The sequence below is a fragment of the Macrococcus sp. S115 genome, from assembly GCF_030067655.1.
GTDB classification, from domain to species: Bacteria; Bacillota; Bacilli; order Staphylococcales; family Staphylococcaceae; genus Macrococcoides; species Macrococcoides psychrotolerans.
The window spans coordinates 25912-39905 of the sequence record NZ_JASJES010000001.1 but is presented as its reverse complement, the minus strand read 5'-3'; the positions used below and the strand labels follow the sequence as shown (position 1 = coordinate 39905).

At 35.0% G+C, this 13994-nt stretch carries 29 protein-coding genes; all 29 read left to right on the top strand.

Translation table 11 applies throughout. From position 1 onward, the window contains the following. On the top strand, window positions 1–753 hold the full coding sequence (gene bet / locus QNJ52_RS00285; protein ID WP_283721610.1) for a phage recombination protein Bet: 753 nt from the start codon (window positions 1–3) through the stop codon (window positions 751–753). After that, window positions 753–1469 (top strand): MBL fold metallo-hydrolase, encoded by a 717-nt coding sequence (locus QNJ52_RS00280; RefSeq protein WP_283721609.1) that lies wholly within the window; start codon window positions 753–755, stop codon window positions 1467–1469. Before bet ends, QNJ52_RS00280 begins: the two co-directional genes overlap by 1 nt. A 13-nt stretch (window positions 1470–1482) precedes the next feature. Then, window positions 1483–2367, top strand: coding sequence for a phage replisome organizer N-terminal domain-containing protein (locus QNJ52_RS00275; RefSeq protein ID WP_283721608.1), 885 nt, complete (start codon window positions 1483–1485; stop codon window positions 2365–2367). After that, window positions 2345–3130 carry an ATP-binding protein gene (locus QNJ52_RS00270; protein WP_283721607.1) on the top strand — a complete coding sequence of 262 codons (786 nt, stop codon included), beginning with the start codon at window positions 2345–2347 and terminating at the stop codon, window positions 3128–3130. The genes QNJ52_RS00275 and QNJ52_RS00270 overlap by 23 nt, the downstream gene beginning before the upstream one ends. Before the next feature lie 25 nt (window positions 3131–3155). Further along, complete coding sequence (locus tag QNJ52_RS00265) at window positions 3156–3770, top strand: hypothetical protein (protein WP_283721606.1); 615 nt, start codon at window positions 3156–3158, stop codon at window positions 3768–3770. After that, entirely contained in the window at window positions 3763–3939 is a 177-nt protein-coding gene (locus QNJ52_RS00260; RefSeq protein WP_283721605.1) for a hypothetical protein, read from the top strand. The genes QNJ52_RS00265 and QNJ52_RS00260 overlap by 8 nt, the downstream gene beginning before the upstream one ends. Continuing rightward, the gene (locus tag QNJ52_RS00255) at window positions 3911–4087 is read left to right on the top strand and encodes a hypothetical protein (RefSeq protein ID WP_283721604.1); all 177 of its coding nucleotides are present in this window, start codon (window positions 3911–3913) and stop codon (window positions 4085–4087) included. The genes QNJ52_RS00260 and QNJ52_RS00255 overlap by 29 nt, the downstream gene beginning before the upstream one ends. Beyond that, window positions 4084–4596, top strand: coding sequence for a single-stranded DNA-binding protein (ssb, locus tag QNJ52_RS00250; protein WP_283721603.1), 513 nt, complete (start codon window positions 4084–4086; stop codon window positions 4594–4596). Before QNJ52_RS00255 ends, ssb begins: the two co-directional genes overlap by 4 nt. Further along, window positions 4568–5143, top strand: coding sequence for an NUMOD4 motif-containing HNH endonuclease (locus QNJ52_RS00245; protein WP_283721602.1), 576 nt, complete (start codon window positions 4568–4570; stop codon window positions 5141–5143). Before ssb ends, QNJ52_RS00245 begins: the two co-directional genes overlap by 29 nt. A 13-nt stretch (window positions 5144–5156) precedes the next feature. Beyond that, on the top strand, window positions 5157–5435 hold the full coding sequence (locus QNJ52_RS00240) for a hypothetical protein (RefSeq protein WP_283721601.1): 279 nt from the start codon (window positions 5157–5159) through the stop codon (window positions 5433–5435). Continuing rightward, complete coding sequence (locus QNJ52_RS00235; protein ID WP_101040500.1) at window positions 5432–5653, top strand: hypothetical protein; 222 nt, start codon at window positions 5432–5434, stop codon at window positions 5651–5653. The genes QNJ52_RS00240 and QNJ52_RS00235 overlap by 4 nt, the downstream gene beginning before the upstream one ends. Beyond that, a complete protein-coding gene (locus tag QNJ52_RS00230) occupies window positions 5650–5829 on the top strand; it encodes a hypothetical protein (RefSeq protein WP_283721600.1) in 180 nt (59 codons plus the stop codon). Before QNJ52_RS00235 ends, QNJ52_RS00230 begins: the two co-directional genes overlap by 4 nt. A gap of 12 nt (window positions 5830–5841) precedes the next feature. After that, window positions 5842–6234, top strand: coding sequence for a hypothetical protein (locus tag QNJ52_RS00225; protein ID WP_101035510.1), 393 nt, complete (start codon window positions 5842–5844; stop codon window positions 6232–6234). Window positions 6235–6236: 2 nt separating this feature from the next. Continuing rightward, complete coding sequence (locus QNJ52_RS00220; protein ID WP_086038821.1) at window positions 6237–6464, top strand: helix-turn-helix domain-containing protein; 228 nt, start codon at window positions 6237–6239, stop codon at window positions 6462–6464. A 2-nt stretch (window positions 6465–6466) separates the two neighbouring features. Then, on the top strand, window positions 6467–7624 hold the full coding sequence (locus QNJ52_RS00215; RefSeq protein ID WP_283721599.1) for a DUF3310 domain-containing protein: 1158 nt from the start codon (window positions 6467–6469) through the stop codon (window positions 7622–7624). A gap of 47 nt (window positions 7625–7671) precedes the next feature. Then, a complete protein-coding gene (locus QNJ52_RS00210) occupies window positions 7672–7905 on the top strand; it encodes a hypothetical protein (protein ID WP_283721598.1) in 234 nt (77 codons plus the stop codon). Next, window positions 7898–8122 carry a hypothetical protein gene (locus QNJ52_RS00205; protein WP_101174821.1) on the top strand — a complete coding sequence of 75 codons (225 nt, stop codon included), beginning with the start codon at window positions 7898–7900 and terminating at the stop codon, window positions 8120–8122. Before QNJ52_RS00210 ends, QNJ52_RS00205 begins: the two co-directional genes overlap by 8 nt. A 12-nt stretch (window positions 8123–8134) precedes the next feature. Then, on the top strand, window positions 8135–8539 hold the full coding sequence (locus tag QNJ52_RS00200; protein ID WP_283721597.1) for a YopX family protein: 405 nt from the start codon (window positions 8135–8137) through the stop codon (window positions 8537–8539). 37 nt (window positions 8540–8576) lie between these two features. Further along, complete coding sequence (locus QNJ52_RS00195; protein WP_283721596.1) at window positions 8577–8969, top strand: DUF7448 domain-containing protein; 393 nt, start codon at window positions 8577–8579, stop codon at window positions 8967–8969. Window positions 8970–8990: 21 nt separating this feature from the next. Continuing rightward, complete coding sequence (locus QNJ52_RS00190) at window positions 8991–9209, top strand: hypothetical protein (protein ID WP_101041640.1); 219 nt, start codon at window positions 8991–8993, stop codon at window positions 9207–9209. Between the two features lie 21 nt (window positions 9210–9230). Beyond that, window positions 9231–9470: a helix-turn-helix domain-containing protein gene (locus QNJ52_RS00185; RefSeq protein ID WP_101141824.1), complete on the top strand. Its 240-nt coding sequence runs from the start codon at window positions 9231–9233 to the stop codon at window positions 9468–9470. Between the two features lie 3 nt (window positions 9471–9473). Further along, window positions 9474–9677 carry a hypothetical protein gene (locus tag QNJ52_RS00180; protein ID WP_283721595.1) on the top strand — a complete coding sequence of 68 codons (204 nt, stop codon included), beginning with the start codon at window positions 9474–9476 and terminating at the stop codon, window positions 9675–9677. Then, on the top strand, window positions 9674–9844 hold the full coding sequence (locus tag QNJ52_RS00175) for a hypothetical protein (protein ID WP_283721594.1): 171 nt from the start codon (window positions 9674–9676) through the stop codon (window positions 9842–9844). Before QNJ52_RS00180 ends, QNJ52_RS00175 begins: the two co-directional genes overlap by 4 nt. A 3-nt stretch (window positions 9845–9847) precedes the next feature. Further along, window positions 9848–10378 (top strand): dUTP diphosphatase, encoded by a 531-nt coding sequence (locus QNJ52_RS00170; RefSeq protein WP_283721593.1) that lies wholly within the window; start codon window positions 9848–9850, stop codon window positions 10376–10378. A gap of 53 nt (window positions 10379–10431) precedes the next feature. Then, on the top strand, window positions 10432–10917 hold the full coding sequence (locus tag QNJ52_RS00165; protein WP_283721592.1) for a Holliday junction resolvase RecU: 486 nt from the start codon (window positions 10432–10434) through the stop codon (window positions 10915–10917). 16 nt (window positions 10918–10933) lie between these two features. Further along, a complete protein-coding gene (locus tag QNJ52_RS00160) occupies window positions 10934–11338 on the top strand; it encodes a hypothetical protein (RefSeq protein ID WP_219492021.1) in 405 nt (134 codons plus the stop codon). Between the two features lie 278 nt (window positions 11339–11616). Beyond that, complete coding sequence (locus tag QNJ52_RS00155; protein WP_101176121.1) at window positions 11617–11871, top strand: hypothetical protein; 255 nt, start codon at window positions 11617–11619, stop codon at window positions 11869–11871. 110 nt (window positions 11872–11981) lie between these two features. Beyond that, window positions 11982–12695 (top strand): hypothetical protein, encoded by a 714-nt coding sequence (locus QNJ52_RS00150; protein WP_283721591.1) that lies wholly within the window; start codon window positions 11982–11984, stop codon window positions 12693–12695. Then, window positions 12692–13984, top strand: coding sequence for a PBSX family phage terminase large subunit (locus QNJ52_RS00145; protein ID WP_101176117.1), 1293 nt, complete (start codon window positions 12692–12694; stop codon window positions 13982–13984). Before QNJ52_RS00150 ends, QNJ52_RS00145 begins: the two co-directional genes overlap by 4 nt. Window positions 13985–13994 lie beyond the last annotated feature (10 nt).

Here is a 13994-nt window from a genome sequence, read left to right as displayed (position 1 = left end):
ATGACAAACAATACATTATTAACAAAATCAGTAGAGTATGAAGTGAATGGTAAACCAGTAAGACTTAGTGGAGAGATGATTAAACAATATCTTATAAGAGGCGGCGCTGAGGTATCAGATCAAGAAGTATTAATGTTCTTGCAACTATGTCAATTTCAAGAATTGAATCCGTGGCTAAACGAAGCTTACCTAATTAAATTCAAGGGAGCACCTGCTCAAATTATTGTATCTAAAGAAGCATTTATGAAGCGTGCTGAATCACACGAACAGTACAACGGATTAGAAGCAGGTATTATTGTCGAACGTGACGGTCAGATGGTTGAACTTGAAGGAGCAGTTAGCCTTAAAAATGATGTGTTATTAGGTGGTTGGGCAAAAGTTTATCGTAAAGACAGAGAAAGACCTGTAGTTATTAAAATATCAATGCAAGAATTTTCGAAAGGTCAGTCAACATGGAAACAGATGCCTAACAACATGATTCGTAAAACTGCAATTGTAAATGCGTTACGTGAAGCGTTCCCTGAAAAATTAAATCAAATGTATACAGAAGAAGAAGCACCATCAGAACCACAAGTAAATGTTCAAGAAGAAATCAAACAGAAAGCAAATCAAACGCTAATCGATATCCCAACTGTTGAACAAGCGCCTGATCTTAATCAACAAAAACCGAGACAAGAGCCAGAACCTGTAGTTATTAATCAAGGATTACCTGTTCAAGCTGAAGACACATTGTTTGAAGAGAGCTTATTCTAATGAACATTCAATGTATCGGTAGTGGAACATCAGGCAACTGCTATTTGTTGTCTGATGGAGCTACTGAAATATTAATAGAATGTGGATTGACGATTAAAACTATTCAAAAAGCATGTGGTTTCAGATTAAGTTCTCTTGCTGGTTGCATCATCAGTCATAGGCATGGTGATCATATTAAAGGTTTGAAATCGCTTCTCACAAAAGGAATTGATTGTTTCATAGCAAATGATGAGAAGGATGCATTGATAACTCAAAATAATGCGTATAACCATCATAGACTAAAAGGTTTGCATCCATTATCGCTGTTTAACATAGGTACATTCACGATATTACCTTTTGAAACAGAGCATGACACCGAATGTCCCTTGGGATATCTGATTCAATCAGAATTAACCGGTGAGAAGTTACTTTTCGCAACTGACACTTACTATGTCAGGTATTACTTCCAAGGCATCACACATCTGTTAATTGAATGTAACAATAGCCTGAAAATACTTGAAATGAATGTTATGAACGGAAGATTAAATGGAAGTCTGAAAAAACGTATAGAAAAAAGTCATTTTAGTTTGGAAAATCTGATAACTTTTCTTGAGTCATGTGATTTATCGGAATTACAAGAAACATACTTAATTCATTTATCAGACTTAAATTCAGATGAACAGTTATTTAAGAAAGAGGTACAGAAGGTTACTGGTAAACCTGTATATGTGTTTTAGAAAGGAGTAAGTTATGGCCAAGACAAAAAGGTACTTTTGGTTGAAACTGAAAGAAGACTTTTTCAATCAAAAAGAAATAAAACTGCTGAGAAAGATTGCTGGGGGAGATACGTACACAATCATATATCTTAAGTTATTATTGCTCAGCTTAAAAAATGACGGAAAAATTTACTTTGACGGTTTGACAGATGAATTTTCTGAAGAAGTCGCTTTAGAGATCGATGAATCAGTTGAGAATGTACAGGTAACTATGCAGTTCTTACAAAAGAAAGGCTTAATCGCTTTTGATACAGAACATCAAGATGAATTCGAACTTACTAATATAGCTTCAATGATAGGTAGTGAGACAGATAAAGCAGCTATGATGAGAAGGAAACGAGCAAGAGAGAAAGAACAAAAACAATTGAAAGGTAACAACGTTACTGCAGAGTTACCTGACCGTTACACAGAGATAGAGAAAGAGAAAGAGATAGATTTAGAGAAAGAGAAGACAAAGAGAGAAACAACTCGTCCTTCGTCATTCGATATCTTCGAAAATGGTGGTTATGGCTACCTCGATCCAATTACAATGCAGAAGTTATTTGCTTGGATAGATGATTTCGGAGATGAAGGAGACTCTATCGTCAGCAAAGCATTAGATGTAGGTATTGAAGCAGGTATTAAAAACTATAGTTATGTCAATGGAACGTTGAAGAATTGGTATAACAAAGGATTTAGAACAATAGCTGAAATAGATGCTAATGAACGCAGAAGAAAGTCTAAGGATAATAATCAAGTTAAACCTAATGTGCAGACGACAAAACGTTCGCCTGAAGAAATTGCAAGACTTAAAGAACGTAACGAAAGAAACATGAGACAGATGTTAGGTGGTGAAGATGTTGAAATCATTACTGAATAGTGAACTTATGAAAGCAGTAGCAAATCGAGGTATTCCAGAAATCGAAGAGGAAACATGTGATAAATGCGGTACAAAGAACACATATAAAATAAATGATAATGGAACGCGCGAGCTAGTAATCAAATGTGACTGTCACCTTAGAGAGTTAGTGAGAGCAGATAAGAAACGAATGCAGCAAAGAAAGATTAACTATTACTTCAATCAATCGTTGATTAATCCGGATCTAAAAAAGGCATCATTCAAAAATAATGATATCGATCTCGAAAAAGCAAGTCCTGAGATATACAACGCTTATAAAGTAGCATCTAACTTTTGTAAGGAATTTAGCAAACAAAATCCTAAAACAATCGTTATACAGGGTGATACAGGAACAGGCAAGTCATTCCTTGCATTTTCAATAGCAAGATACTTGAAAGACAAAGGTAATACAGTGCTTTTCATCGATAATGTTGAGCTTTTATCACTCATCAAAGCATCATTTAACAAAAAGAATGATGATACAGAAGAAAAAATCATGCGATTAGTTAGTGAAGTAGATTTATTGGTCCTGGATGATGTAGGAGCAAACAAGCAAACAGACTGGGCATGCGAGAAGTTGTATGAGATCACGAATAAGCGACAAGGCTTGAATACAATCTATACAACGAACTTAGACATCATTAATGAAATGCCATCAGATTTTATGCTGAAACGTGCTTATTCAAGAATATGCAATGGTGCAACGTTTTTAACATTAGATGGTGCAGACAGAAGAATGCAATAAACATACAAAAGGAGAAGTGAAACGAATGGAACTCAAGGAAATGAAAGAAGCAATAAAGAACGAGGGGAACTTCAAATCTCAAACCTACAAAGGTTTTAAGTATGAAATTGTTAGGCATGAGCACCTGGGTCATCTATGTGGCTATCTTCATTACACGCCTAAAAATGAGGGAGAAAGAGATATTATAGAAAACAATTTTCATGGTGGCATCACTTATGAGAACGATGGTGTCATCGGATTTGATTGTGCACACGCAACAGATTTATCACCAAAGAAAATCGAAATGGATGAAAAGTTTGGTTTAGGTACACCAACATTTCTAAATCCTGAATACAGAACGATGCAGTATGTTGAAGATATTCTTAAAAGAACAATCGACAAGCTGGTTGATAGAAAAAGCGAAAAACAAAGTTATAAATGGGATTTTGAGCAGTTAGAACAAATTAAGGATCAACAAAAAGAACAATCGAAAGAACAAGCAATTAAGGAATACGCAAGGCTACTTCATGATGAAAACTTCGTAGTTGTATCGAACGAAAGAATGCAGGAGTTGAAAATGAAAGAACGTGTGCTAAGTAAAATAGCTGGCCGCATGGTTTCTGCATTAGAAAATGTTACGGAGGTGATCAAGCATGACTAAAGAACAAATCATGAGACGCCTTAACTGTACAGAAATATATGCGCAACGAATGATTGACTGGGCAACAAATGAATTAGAGTTACGTGTTCTAGTAGCACAAAAGGACCACGAGTTACAAACTCGAAAGGGGATTGAGGAATATGGACCAACAGAAACTGCGACAGCTTAAGACTAAAGTTAAGGAATTAAAAGTACAGGTCGTTATTGCTAGGCATAACGTGAGAGCATCAGAGGAAGATGTCGACAGAGGACAGTTTCTTGATTTTGCAGATTCAATGATCAATCAAATTAATGCTGTGATGGAGGAAATGAAATGATTAACAGAGTAGTACTTACGGGGCGATTAACAAAAAATCCAGAATTCAGAGTCACAACATCAGGAGTATCAGTCGCAACATTCACATTAGCAGTAAATCGCATGTTTACGAACGACCAGGGAGAAAAACAGGCAGATTTTATTAACTGTGTGACTTTCCGTAAACAAGCAGAAAATGTTAACAACTTCTTAAGTAAAGGCAGTCTAGTCGGTGTTGACGGAAGATTGCAATCACGCAGCTACGATAACAAAGAAGGACAGCGTGTATTCGTTACAGAAGTGATTTGTGATAGCGTTCAGTTCCTAGAACCAAAGAATAGCCAAAATCAACAAAATAACAGCGTACAACAAGCGAATCATACTCAGACGAACAACAATAACCAAAATAACCAAAACGTCAACAGAGGGCAAAATAACGCAAATAACGGATACTCGCAACAACATGAAAATCCATTTGCTAATTCAACTGTAGGTGAAGTGTATGCCGATGATTCAACATTGCCATTCTGATATTGAAATATGGAAAGACGTAGTTGGTTATGAAGGGATATATGAAGTAAGTAATCACGGAAGAGTACGAACGAAAGAAGGTAAGGTAACGTACTCAGATCGGCACGGAATAAGAGTGTGGAAATCTAGGGTTTTGAAAGAAAAAAATCCGAAAGGTAGAGATGTAAGAGTTTCTTTGTGGAAAGATAAACAAGATAAGTCATTCTTAGTTCATCAACTAGTTGGAAAAGCATTTTTACCTGTGATACCAGGAAAAGAATGCATCAATCATATAGATGGAAATCCTAGAAATAATCATGTGTCAAATCTTGAATGGTGTAATCATTTAGAAAATAGCAGACATGCTTTCGAAAACGGATTAATGAATACAAATATGGAAGTAAAATTAATTCACATAAAGACTGGAATTGAATATGAATTTATAAGTAAGGCTAGAGCAGGGTTTTTTCTAGGAAGATCTCACGGTTACATCAGCGGCATAACAACTAGGGGAAAGGATGTTGCAGTTCATAGAAATGGTGATAAATACAAAATTATAATGCTCTAAAGGAGTGATTCAAATGTCAAAATCAGAAGTCTATTACTTGAATTCAGATGTTGCAAAGCATTTTGATCAGCGCTTTAAAGAAGCGGGATTCTATTCAGAAGAATATGCAATCCAGGAGTACCTATCGACCAAAGGCATTAAGGGATATGTCACACTCATGACCAGAGAAAAAGGTGGTATAAAAATAAAGATGTGCATCGATAGAGTTGATAAGACCAGCAACAAGTTTAATGTTAATCAACTCAATCACAATATAAACCATGAATTATATGACCAAGGAGTGAACTTATGAGTTTGCTAAATAGATTCAAACTTTATGACCAGAAGAAAGAATGGACAGTTACAGTAATTCCATTAAGAGGACGTGATGGTTACAGACTTATTGGAATAGGAATTTTGAAACATGTACAAAAAGAAGTTACACGCGAAGAACTACAGGAGTTTATCAATATCCATAACTTGATGAGAGAAGAAGAGTTAGGACAAATTGATATCTTTCAGATTTTATGAAAATAAAAAAGATTAGATGTGAGTTATTCGTATACGAGGTCGGCATCGATGATGTCGCTCGTATCGAATTAACAAATCATGGTTCAGATAAAACAATTATTTATAAAGTCGTGAAAGAAACGAATGAAGAAACATACGCAGGTATGACAATGCCGCATGAAGTTGAATATGAGTAAGGGGAGATACTTATGAAAGCGACACCGATGGGACAATATTGGATAGATAACAAACACCGTTCAAAGGTTAGTTACAACGCTTATAGAGAGCGAGTAGTCAAAAGAGGTATGACGTTTGAAGAAGCGATAACAAGTCCTAAAGAAAGATTTAACAATACTTCTGATGAATACAAGAAGTGGAGCGATATAGCAGTTGAGAATGGCATCAACAAGAATATATTCTGGCATCGTCATTTCACTTTCAAATGGTCGCTGAAAAAAGCAGCAACAACACCGATAAGAAAGAGAAAAGCGGTGGATAGCGGTAGACAGACTGTTATTCGAATGATTGAAGCAGGCGCACCTATTCCGAAGAAATACATTGAGCGTTATCCGGATCTATTTAACGCTAGGACAGGAGCCTGATTATGCAGTATGGAAATGTGAATATTGGTGCAAAAGTCAGATGGATTAGAAAACATAAAAGAATGTCGCAACGTGAATTCGCTGAATCTATAGGAATATCTAAGAGTTATCTCGGCGATATCGAACTTAATAGAAAACGACACTTTACAGATACATTGAACAGTTTGTGTAAGAAATTAAATATGACAATCGATGAACTGATAAACATCGATGAGAATGGAGAGATTTAATTATGGCAAAGACATTAAGAGGTTTAGTAATAACAGAGGTTGATCAAATCATTCATGAAACGAAAACGCTAAAAGAAGCAGCAGCTAAAATTGGTGTGGCATATCAAACGCTACTGCAATTCAGAAGTGAGAATATGAAAGAATTTAAAAAGTTAAAGGCAGAAAGAGAGCAGGGACTTATTGTTGATGAAGTGCCAGTAGTTAAGACGAAGCCTGTAGAAAAGAATAAAGGAGCAAGCACTATCCCTGTTAATGATGTGATTGAGAAAGCAGAACATCAGAAGATTGTGAATGACCTTAAGAATAAATTTGAAGAGCTTCAAAAAGAACATAATAAGAGCAACGAAGAAGTTATCAAACTGAATGCTGAGAGAAACGATTTATTGAATCAAATCAGACAGCACATTGAAAAAGCAGAGAAAAAAGACGAAGAACTACAGTTAAAAGATTTAAATATCAAAGCTAAAGAACGTGACATTAAATCATTAAAACATTCTTATGATCGTTTAGACAAAAAGAGTGCAGACGCATTAAAGATAAACGATAGATTCTTAACATCGAAATATGAGAAAGAGTTAAATCAACACAAACGCACGATTGAAGTATCAGCTGAAGCGAACAAGAATTTGAAAGAATCGTTACAACAAGCGAATCAAGTGATTAAAGAGCAGCAGGATAAAGAAACAGAATTAGTTACAAGCTATGAAAAGAAATTAGAAGAGAAACAAAATACTATTCAAAAGCTAGAAACTGAGTTTGTAACATTAGAAAAATCATATGAAGCATTAATGTCGAAAGATGATGATGTTTCAAATGCGAAATGGGAAAAAGGTCCTCATTTAACTCTCAATATTGATAGAAATAAATTAATCCAATCTCAATTATTAAGCGAGATTGAAAATAAAGAACTGGCTATAAAAAACATCAATCCACCATCACATTATGCTCCAAACGGACTAGGTACAGATGTTATCGGATTCCTGGAATCTCAATTCAGCTATGAAGCGTATAAAGGTTTCATGATTGGTAACATCATCAAATATGCGACAAGAACAGGTCGTAAGGATGAAGAAATCAATGAACTTAAAAAGATTGTGGATTATGCAGACAGAATAATCAGCTTCTTAGAACGTGATAACAAAGTCGCTGATGCGAGATGATTAAATTTTTAAGCTATAGCAAGTGGAGACAACTCTTCAATCATTACATGCGAAATAATTGGGAGACTGATAGTACTGATAACCATTACGGTACTATCTACTTCTCAGTTGATGCTGACGAAGAAAAGGGAGATACCTATGTCGCATTAGACGTTGGATCAGAAGTCTATGTTGAGGAATTCGATTCAATGAACGACATGGAACGATTTTATAAGAATAAAGCTGATTACGTACCTGGGTTGCAGGTAACGATATTTGATTGTGAGGTGCTACATGGATAAGTATAGAGACATGATGGTAGAACATGGCACAGGGTTAAGAAAGCAGCACACGAACTATGGATTTAAAGGCTCAGTTAATGAGTTCCTAGAATCAATTAGAAAATACAATAGTCCATTTATTCAAGTATTCGAAAGAATTGACGGAGAGTTGGTACTGCTATGGTCTAAAGATAATAAAGGATTGCTACAGCAGGGAGAACAGATGGAGTTATTTTAAGGAGGAGAAAGTATGATACCGAAGTTTAGGGTTTGGGAACACGATGTTAAATTCATGAATGACCAAGTTAGGATAACTTATAACCGCTTTAGAGGTAATAAGATTTTTGTTGAAGTAACAGAGGGGGTTGGTTGGAAAGATGTTGATGAAAAATATCTCATGCAATCAACAGGCTTACATGATAAGAATGGTAAGGAGATTTTTGAGGGGGATGTAGTTAAAGTGTCGCAAGATGATGATTACTTTATTAGTTTTGTAAAAAATATGATTGAATTTGATTACCCTGGATTCGATGTTCCATTTCCAGATGATTGGAATTACGAATGCAATGTATTGAGTTATTTAATGAATACAGACCAGACGATTGAAGTCATCGGCAACATTCATGAGCATCCAGAACTACTAGAAAACATTTAAAAGCAATCTTTTATCGAGAACAATTAGGAGGATTAATATGGAAATTAACAAACAAGATTTTGAAAAAGTGAAAGACTTACTATTGTATAAGAAAGTTATTGAGTGGAAAGAAGATTACATTATCCTAGAAGACGGAACAAAAGTTGAAGTTTACTGTTCAGATCAAGACTGCTGTGCATGGGCTGATGGCACATTTAAAAATGTCGAACTTGATGCAGCAATTACTAATGTTGAATATAACGTTGTTAAAGACAACGAGTGGAATGAAAGTAGAGATACAAGAGAAAGTGAAGCAGTATTGACTTTATTCCATAATCAGAATGTAATTGCACAAAACATGGTGGAAGCTGATGGAGGTAATGGTGGATATTATTATAGTGTAGCTTCATTAAGAATTGGGAATTTTGAACTACCTATCTTAAATGCGTAAATTATAAGGAGGAAATGAGAGATGAGTAAAGACGAGAAAGAATATTATGTACTTTCTATACCATACGATTCAGCTTACGGAATTTATGACACGTTTCAGCAAGCATTAGAAGAAGGAAACAGACCTGAAAATGAATGGCTTAAATTAATACTTTATAAAACTAAAATGAACAGAGCATTGAAAAGTGAGGACGTAATAGGACGATTCAGAGATGGAAAGTATATAAGTTCAGAAGAGTAAATCACGAAAGGAGAGAGGATTGTGGAGTTGAATCAAATCGTTGCTACTAATATAAGAGTGTTCATGAGTATTAAAGATGTGACATCTACAGAAATATCTGATCAATTAAAAATGTCTAAAACAACAATCACATCATTGACGAACGGAACGTTTAAAGGAATTCAAAATGAAACAATCACTAAAATTGCCGATTTTTTAGAAGTAGAACCATTCGAGCTATTTATGCCTGTAGATAGATTTAAGTACAGAAAAGGAGAATGAATGATGTTCCAACTCAAATATAAATACGGTACAGAAATGGCTAACACATTAAACTACAACAAACCTAACGATTACTACTTTTTGTCTGTAGGAATTGAAGATAAGAAGAATCAGACGTGGTTCGATGCCAACTACCGTTTCCCATACGATATAGAGAAACAAATTGAACTAGGAGTTCTAATAAAAGTTAAGGAGAATGACGAATGAAAATTATATACTCACATAGCGACTGGAATGTAATTGATCCGCAGAATCAGATTGTTGAATCATTTTCAAACAAACAATGTGCTAAGGACTACCTAAAAACATTAGAAGTACCATATAAAGAATTTTACAAAGTAAAAGAACATAAAGTGATGAGAAGAGAGGGATAAGTAATGATTAAAATGACAACCGAGTTATTCGAGAAGTTCAGCAAGAAACAAGAAGAGTTAGACAGCATGATTAGAGAGAAGTTTGGGATTAGTGAAGATGAGTGGAAATACGATTTAAATATTCAACACTCTATCGCTTTGAGAGTAGAACTGCACGAGTTGGTCAATGAATGTCACGACGTATGGAAGTATTGGAAACAGAAAGCAGTGAATCCTGATAGAATCATTGATGAACTAGTGGACGTTATTCACTTCCTGCATTTGATAATGAATAAAATGAGCTTCAATACGGAGTATCATATAGGAAAAATAAACAAACATATCCCTACTGAAGAACAGTTAAAAGATGTAACTAATTATTTAGGTGATGTGTGTAAAATAAATCATTTAATTAAATCAGATAATTTACATGAAACTTACGCATATCTACTCGTATTAGCAGACCACTACGCATTCACGTTAGACGACATCGAACAAGCATACGACAGAAAGAACGCAGAGAATCATGCAAGACAAAAACGTGGAACGTACTAAGGACAAAACAAAGGCATCTTTAAACGTATTAAAGAACTTCTTGGGAGGTAGGAATGCAAAAGAAAACAAGTCAACGTAATAGAGGTAAATACCTCGAGACATTAATCGAACGATCCAATATTCAATATGATTTAAAAGGTATAGCGACAATCAATAAGATTCCAACGCCGATGACACACAGGAGTAGGAACGGAAAGATATTTGATGCTAGGTACACCAAGAAATCAACAGTCGACTTTATCGGCATTCACGACGGTAAATTTATCGCATTCGATACAAAGCAGACATCACTGACCAATCTGCCATTTAAGAATATCGAGCAGCACCAGATCGAGTACTTGACCAAGACTCATGAAAAGGGTGGCATTTGCTTTATTCTTATCTTATTTACGAAGTTCAACGAGTTATATAGATTAGACATCCAAGAACTAAAGGAGCTCAAGGAAACGTTAAATAGAGCTAGTATTCCATATACCTGGTTTAAAGAGAATAAAAGGCCAATCACAAGCAGTAACGGAATCATCTACAACTACTTATAAAGGGGAACAATAAACCATGACTTATACGACCGAACAGATTAAAGATATCATCAATAATTATCCGATTTATATCAAAAGAATATTCGAATTAAAAAGAAGTTATTATGAAAATATTATGGGTGGTAATACAGCGTTATATGGCATTGAAGCAACGCTGCCAAAAGGTAATGGAAGTAATTCTGATCCAGTATTTAACGAGATTAATCGAATTCTTAAGACGGATAAGACAATTACAAGGCTTGAGAACAAAGTGAAGTACATTCAAAATAGATGGGACAGAGTAATCGATGAAAGAATGGCAATCGTATTATCAGACAAACTATCAGGATATACAATATACGATTCAGCTGAAAAACTTGATTGCTCCCCTCAAAGAATCAGTCAGATTTTTAATGAAATTGCAGAACTATTGAAAGACTAAGTTATCCACAAATTTACTTTACTTATTTTCAAAATTATGAAAGGTTATAAAAATTCTCTATAATGGGAGGTAGGTCGGAGCGTAGTACACTACAATCGTTCAAAAACTTGTTTTTGTACCTCGCACTGCATGAACCTAGCGGTTCTTCGTTTACTTTGCCATGAGTAATCTCCTTTCAAAAAATATGTATGGAAACCATCTAGTAATTTCTAGGTGGTTTTTGTATTATTAAACTGTACATGTAAATGTGCCAATTAATTACAAAGGGAGCGAATGAAATGCTTAATTTATTTCTAGGTGTAAAACATACTATGTTAAACGGCAATGAAGTTATTGAGGCAATTAAGGTTGAAGCAGTAGAGGTAGAAGATGCACATAAAGAGGCAGAATCAATTATTAGTAACAGAAAACAATTTACTTCAATTGATGGTGTAATTTATGATAATTCTTATATCAGAAGTACTGAATATGGTAAATTAGGAAATGTTATCGCTTCGGTGGGAATGCACTACATGAATTCTGATATAAAATAATTTTAACACTCACTTATGTGGGTGTTTTTTAATGCAATAAAATAAATAGAGTTTAGTAACGTAAAGGTTGTGAGATATGAGATGAACGAGATTGAAGTTGTTGATGATGCATGAGTACAAATTGGGACGCAGTAAAAGAAGATTATGACACAGGTAAGTTTAAGCTTAAGGATTTAGCTGAAAAGCACGACATTAAATTAGGTACATTGAAATCTAAAATTAGTCGTGAAGGGTGGAATAAGGTTGCAACCAAGAAAAAGGATGCAACTAAGAAAGTTGCAAAAAAGAAGCATCCACAAGATACAACAGATATAAGAAGAAAGAGTGGGAATCCTAATCCACCTAATCAGTTCACAGAACGGAACAACTTTGCTGTGAAGCATGGATTACTGAGTAGGTACATTCCTAAAGAGACGATGGAGCTTATGGGCATAGCTGATTCAATGGATGCAGCAGATATTATATGGGCTCAGATACAAATACAATTTGCAGCAATAATAAGAGCGCAAAAAGTAATGTGGGTAGAAGATGCTAACGATCATACGAGTGGAATAACATCTACCAGTGAGTTTGGAGATGGATATAAGATTTCATTCGCTTATGAAAAGTATGCATCTTTTTTAAGTGCACAATCACGAGCAATGGCTGAACTAAGGAGTGCGTTGAAGCAATTCTCATTACATGCAGCTGATGATGATTATCGTAAGTTGCAAGTTGCTGTTATGCATGAACAATTAACACAGATTAAGCAACAGAATGAGAATGGAGCACAATCTGATAAACCATTAGAAATCTTAATCACAAGAAAAGAGGGACGAGAATGACAGAAGCTGTTCAGTTGAATAAAGAAGTTAATCCTCGTTTTGAAGAATTCTTGTTTGATTGGAATCAGAAGTTTCAATTCCTTGTTGGTGGTTATGGTAGCAGTAAATCGTATCACGTTGCATTAAAGATCATTCTTAAATTGATATCTGAGAAGCGGAAAGCGTTAGTTGTTCGTGAAGTATTTGAGACTATTAGAGATTCATGTTTCTCGCTCTTTGAAGAGATAATATATGACTTAGAACTGAATGCAAAAGGTGTAAGGCTTACTACAAGTCCTATGAAGATAACATTTCCAAATGGAAGTCAGATTATTTTCAAAGGAATGGATAAGCCAGGTAAATTGAAATCGATTAATGACATCTCACTGATATGGTTAGAAGAGTGTTCAGAGATAAAGTATGCAGGATTTAAAGAGTTGATTGGTCGTTTAAGACATCCACGATTAAGAAACTACATGATATTGTCTACGAATCCAGTGAGTAAAAGTAATTGGACATATCTTCATTTCTTTATCAACAAAGATGCGAAAGTCATAAAGTTAGATGATTACCGTTTATACAAAGAAAAGACAATCGTTTTAGGGGACACGTACTATCATCATTCAACAGCTGATGATAACTACTTTTTACCTGATGATTATATTGCACAGCTTGATGACATGAAGAACTATGATATTGATCTGCACCGAGTTGCTAGGCTAGGACAATTTGGAGCAAATGGTAAGAAGGTATTACCTCAATTCGAAGTCATGGCGCATGATGAAGTAATGAAAGTAGTAAACAGAACGAGTGCAAGATTATTAAAGAACGGTCTCGACTTTGGTTTTGTTACTTCATTCAACGCATTATCACGAATGGCCATAGATGAAAAGAATATGTGGTTATACATTTATGATGAAGTCTATACGAAAGAGCAAGATGATGAAGAACTGTACCAGGAGTTAGCTTATCTAGGCAGAACACTTATAAAAGCTGACCATGAAGACAGCACAATCAAATATCTAAACAAAAAAGGTATGAATCTAAGAAAAGCTAAGAAGTATGCCGGTTCACGTGCCGAATACACAAAGAAGGTGAAACGGTTCAAACGTATTATATGTTCAGATAAATGTGTAAATCATATCGATGAGCTACAAGATTTAACATATAAGACTAACAATAACGATGAAATCATTGAGGACCAATTCAATATTGACCCACATACATTCTCGGCTATGTGGTACGGACTTGATGATTATGATGTAGCAGTTCCTAAGGGTGACTACATTAGACAACAAAGCGCATGGTAAAGGAGGGCGA

Bases quoted from the DNA above. Each gene is read 5' to 3' on its own strand.
- bet (WP_283721610.1), top strand. From the start codon at position 1: ATGACAAACAATACATTATTAACAAAATCAGTAGAGTATGAAGTGAAT.
- QNJ52_RS00280 (WP_283721609.1), top strand. From the start codon at position 753: ATGAACATTCAATGTATCGGTAGTGGAACATCAGGCAACTGCTATTTG.
- QNJ52_RS00275 (WP_283721608.1), top strand. From the start codon at position 1,483: ATGGCCAAGACAAAAAGGTACTTTTGGTTGAAACTGAAAGAAGACTTT.
- QNJ52_RS00270 (WP_283721607.1), top strand. From the start codon at position 2,345: ATGTTGAAATCATTACTGAATAGTGAACTTATGAAAGCAGTAGCAAAT.
- QNJ52_RS00265 (WP_283721606.1), top strand. From the start codon at position 3,156: ATGGAACTCAAGGAAATGAAAGAAGCAATAAAGAACGAGGGGAACTTC.
- QNJ52_RS00260 (WP_283721605.1), top strand. From the start codon at position 3,763: ATGACTAAAGAACAAATCATGAGACGCCTTAACTGTACAGAAATATAT.
- QNJ52_RS00255 (WP_283721604.1), top strand. From the start codon at position 3,911: ATGGACCAACAGAAACTGCGACAGCTTAAGACTAAAGTTAAGGAATTA.
- ssb (WP_283721603.1), top strand. From the start codon at position 4,084: ATGATTAACAGAGTAGTACTTACGGGGCGATTAACAAAAAATCCAGAA.
- QNJ52_RS00245 (WP_283721602.1), top strand. From the start codon at position 4,568: ATGCCGATGATTCAACATTGCCATTCTGATATTGAAATATGGAAAGAC.
- QNJ52_RS00240 (WP_283721601.1), top strand. From the start codon at position 5,157: ATGTCAAAATCAGAAGTCTATTACTTGAATTCAGATGTTGCAAAGCAT.
- QNJ52_RS00235 (WP_101040500.1), top strand. From the start codon at position 5,432: ATGAGTTTGCTAAATAGATTCAAACTTTATGACCAGAAGAAAGAATGG.
- QNJ52_RS00230 (WP_283721600.1), top strand. From the start codon at position 5,650: ATGAAAATAAAAAAGATTAGATGTGAGTTATTCGTATACGAGGTCGGC.
- QNJ52_RS00225 (WP_101035510.1), top strand. From the start codon at position 5,842: ATGAAAGCGACACCGATGGGACAATATTGGATAGATAACAAACACCGT.
- QNJ52_RS00220 (WP_086038821.1), top strand. From the start codon at position 6,237: ATGCAGTATGGAAATGTGAATATTGGTGCAAAAGTCAGATGGATTAGA.
- QNJ52_RS00215 (WP_283721599.1), top strand. From the start codon at position 6,467: ATGGCAAAGACATTAAGAGGTTTAGTAATAACAGAGGTTGATCAAATC.
- QNJ52_RS00210 (WP_283721598.1), top strand. From the start codon at position 7,672: ATGCGAAATAATTGGGAGACTGATAGTACTGATAACCATTACGGTACT.
- QNJ52_RS00205 (WP_101174821.1), top strand. From the start codon at position 7,898: ATGGATAAGTATAGAGACATGATGGTAGAACATGGCACAGGGTTAAGA.
- QNJ52_RS00200 (WP_283721597.1), top strand. From the start codon at position 8,135: ATGATACCGAAGTTTAGGGTTTGGGAACACGATGTTAAATTCATGAAT.
- QNJ52_RS00195 (WP_283721596.1), top strand. From the start codon at position 8,577: ATGGAAATTAACAAACAAGATTTTGAAAAAGTGAAAGACTTACTATTG.
- QNJ52_RS00190 (WP_101041640.1), top strand. From the start codon at position 8,991: ATGAGTAAAGACGAGAAAGAATATTATGTACTTTCTATACCATACGAT.
- QNJ52_RS00180 (WP_283721595.1), top strand. From the start codon at position 9,474: ATGTTCCAACTCAAATATAAATACGGTACAGAAATGGCTAACACATTA.
- QNJ52_RS00175 (WP_283721594.1), top strand. From the start codon at position 9,674: ATGAAAATTATATACTCACATAGCGACTGGAATGTAATTGATCCGCAG.
- QNJ52_RS00170 (WP_283721593.1), top strand. From the start codon at position 9,848: ATGATTAAAATGACAACCGAGTTATTCGAGAAGTTCAGCAAGAAACAA.
- QNJ52_RS00165 (WP_283721592.1), top strand. From the start codon at position 10,432: ATGCAAAAGAAAACAAGTCAACGTAATAGAGGTAAATACCTCGAGACA.
- QNJ52_RS00160 (WP_219492021.1), top strand. From the start codon at position 10,934: ATGACTTATACGACCGAACAGATTAAAGATATCATCAATAATTATCCG.
- QNJ52_RS00155 (WP_101176121.1), top strand. From the start codon at position 11,617: ATGCTTAATTTATTTCTAGGTGTAAAACATACTATGTTAAACGGCAAT.
- QNJ52_RS00150 (WP_283721591.1), top strand. From the start codon at position 11,982: ATGAGTACAAATTGGGACGCAGTAAAAGAAGATTATGACACAGGTAAG.
- QNJ52_RS00145 (WP_101176117.1), top strand. From the start codon at position 12,692: ATGACAGAAGCTGTTCAGTTGAATAAAGAAGTTAATCCTCGTTTTGAA.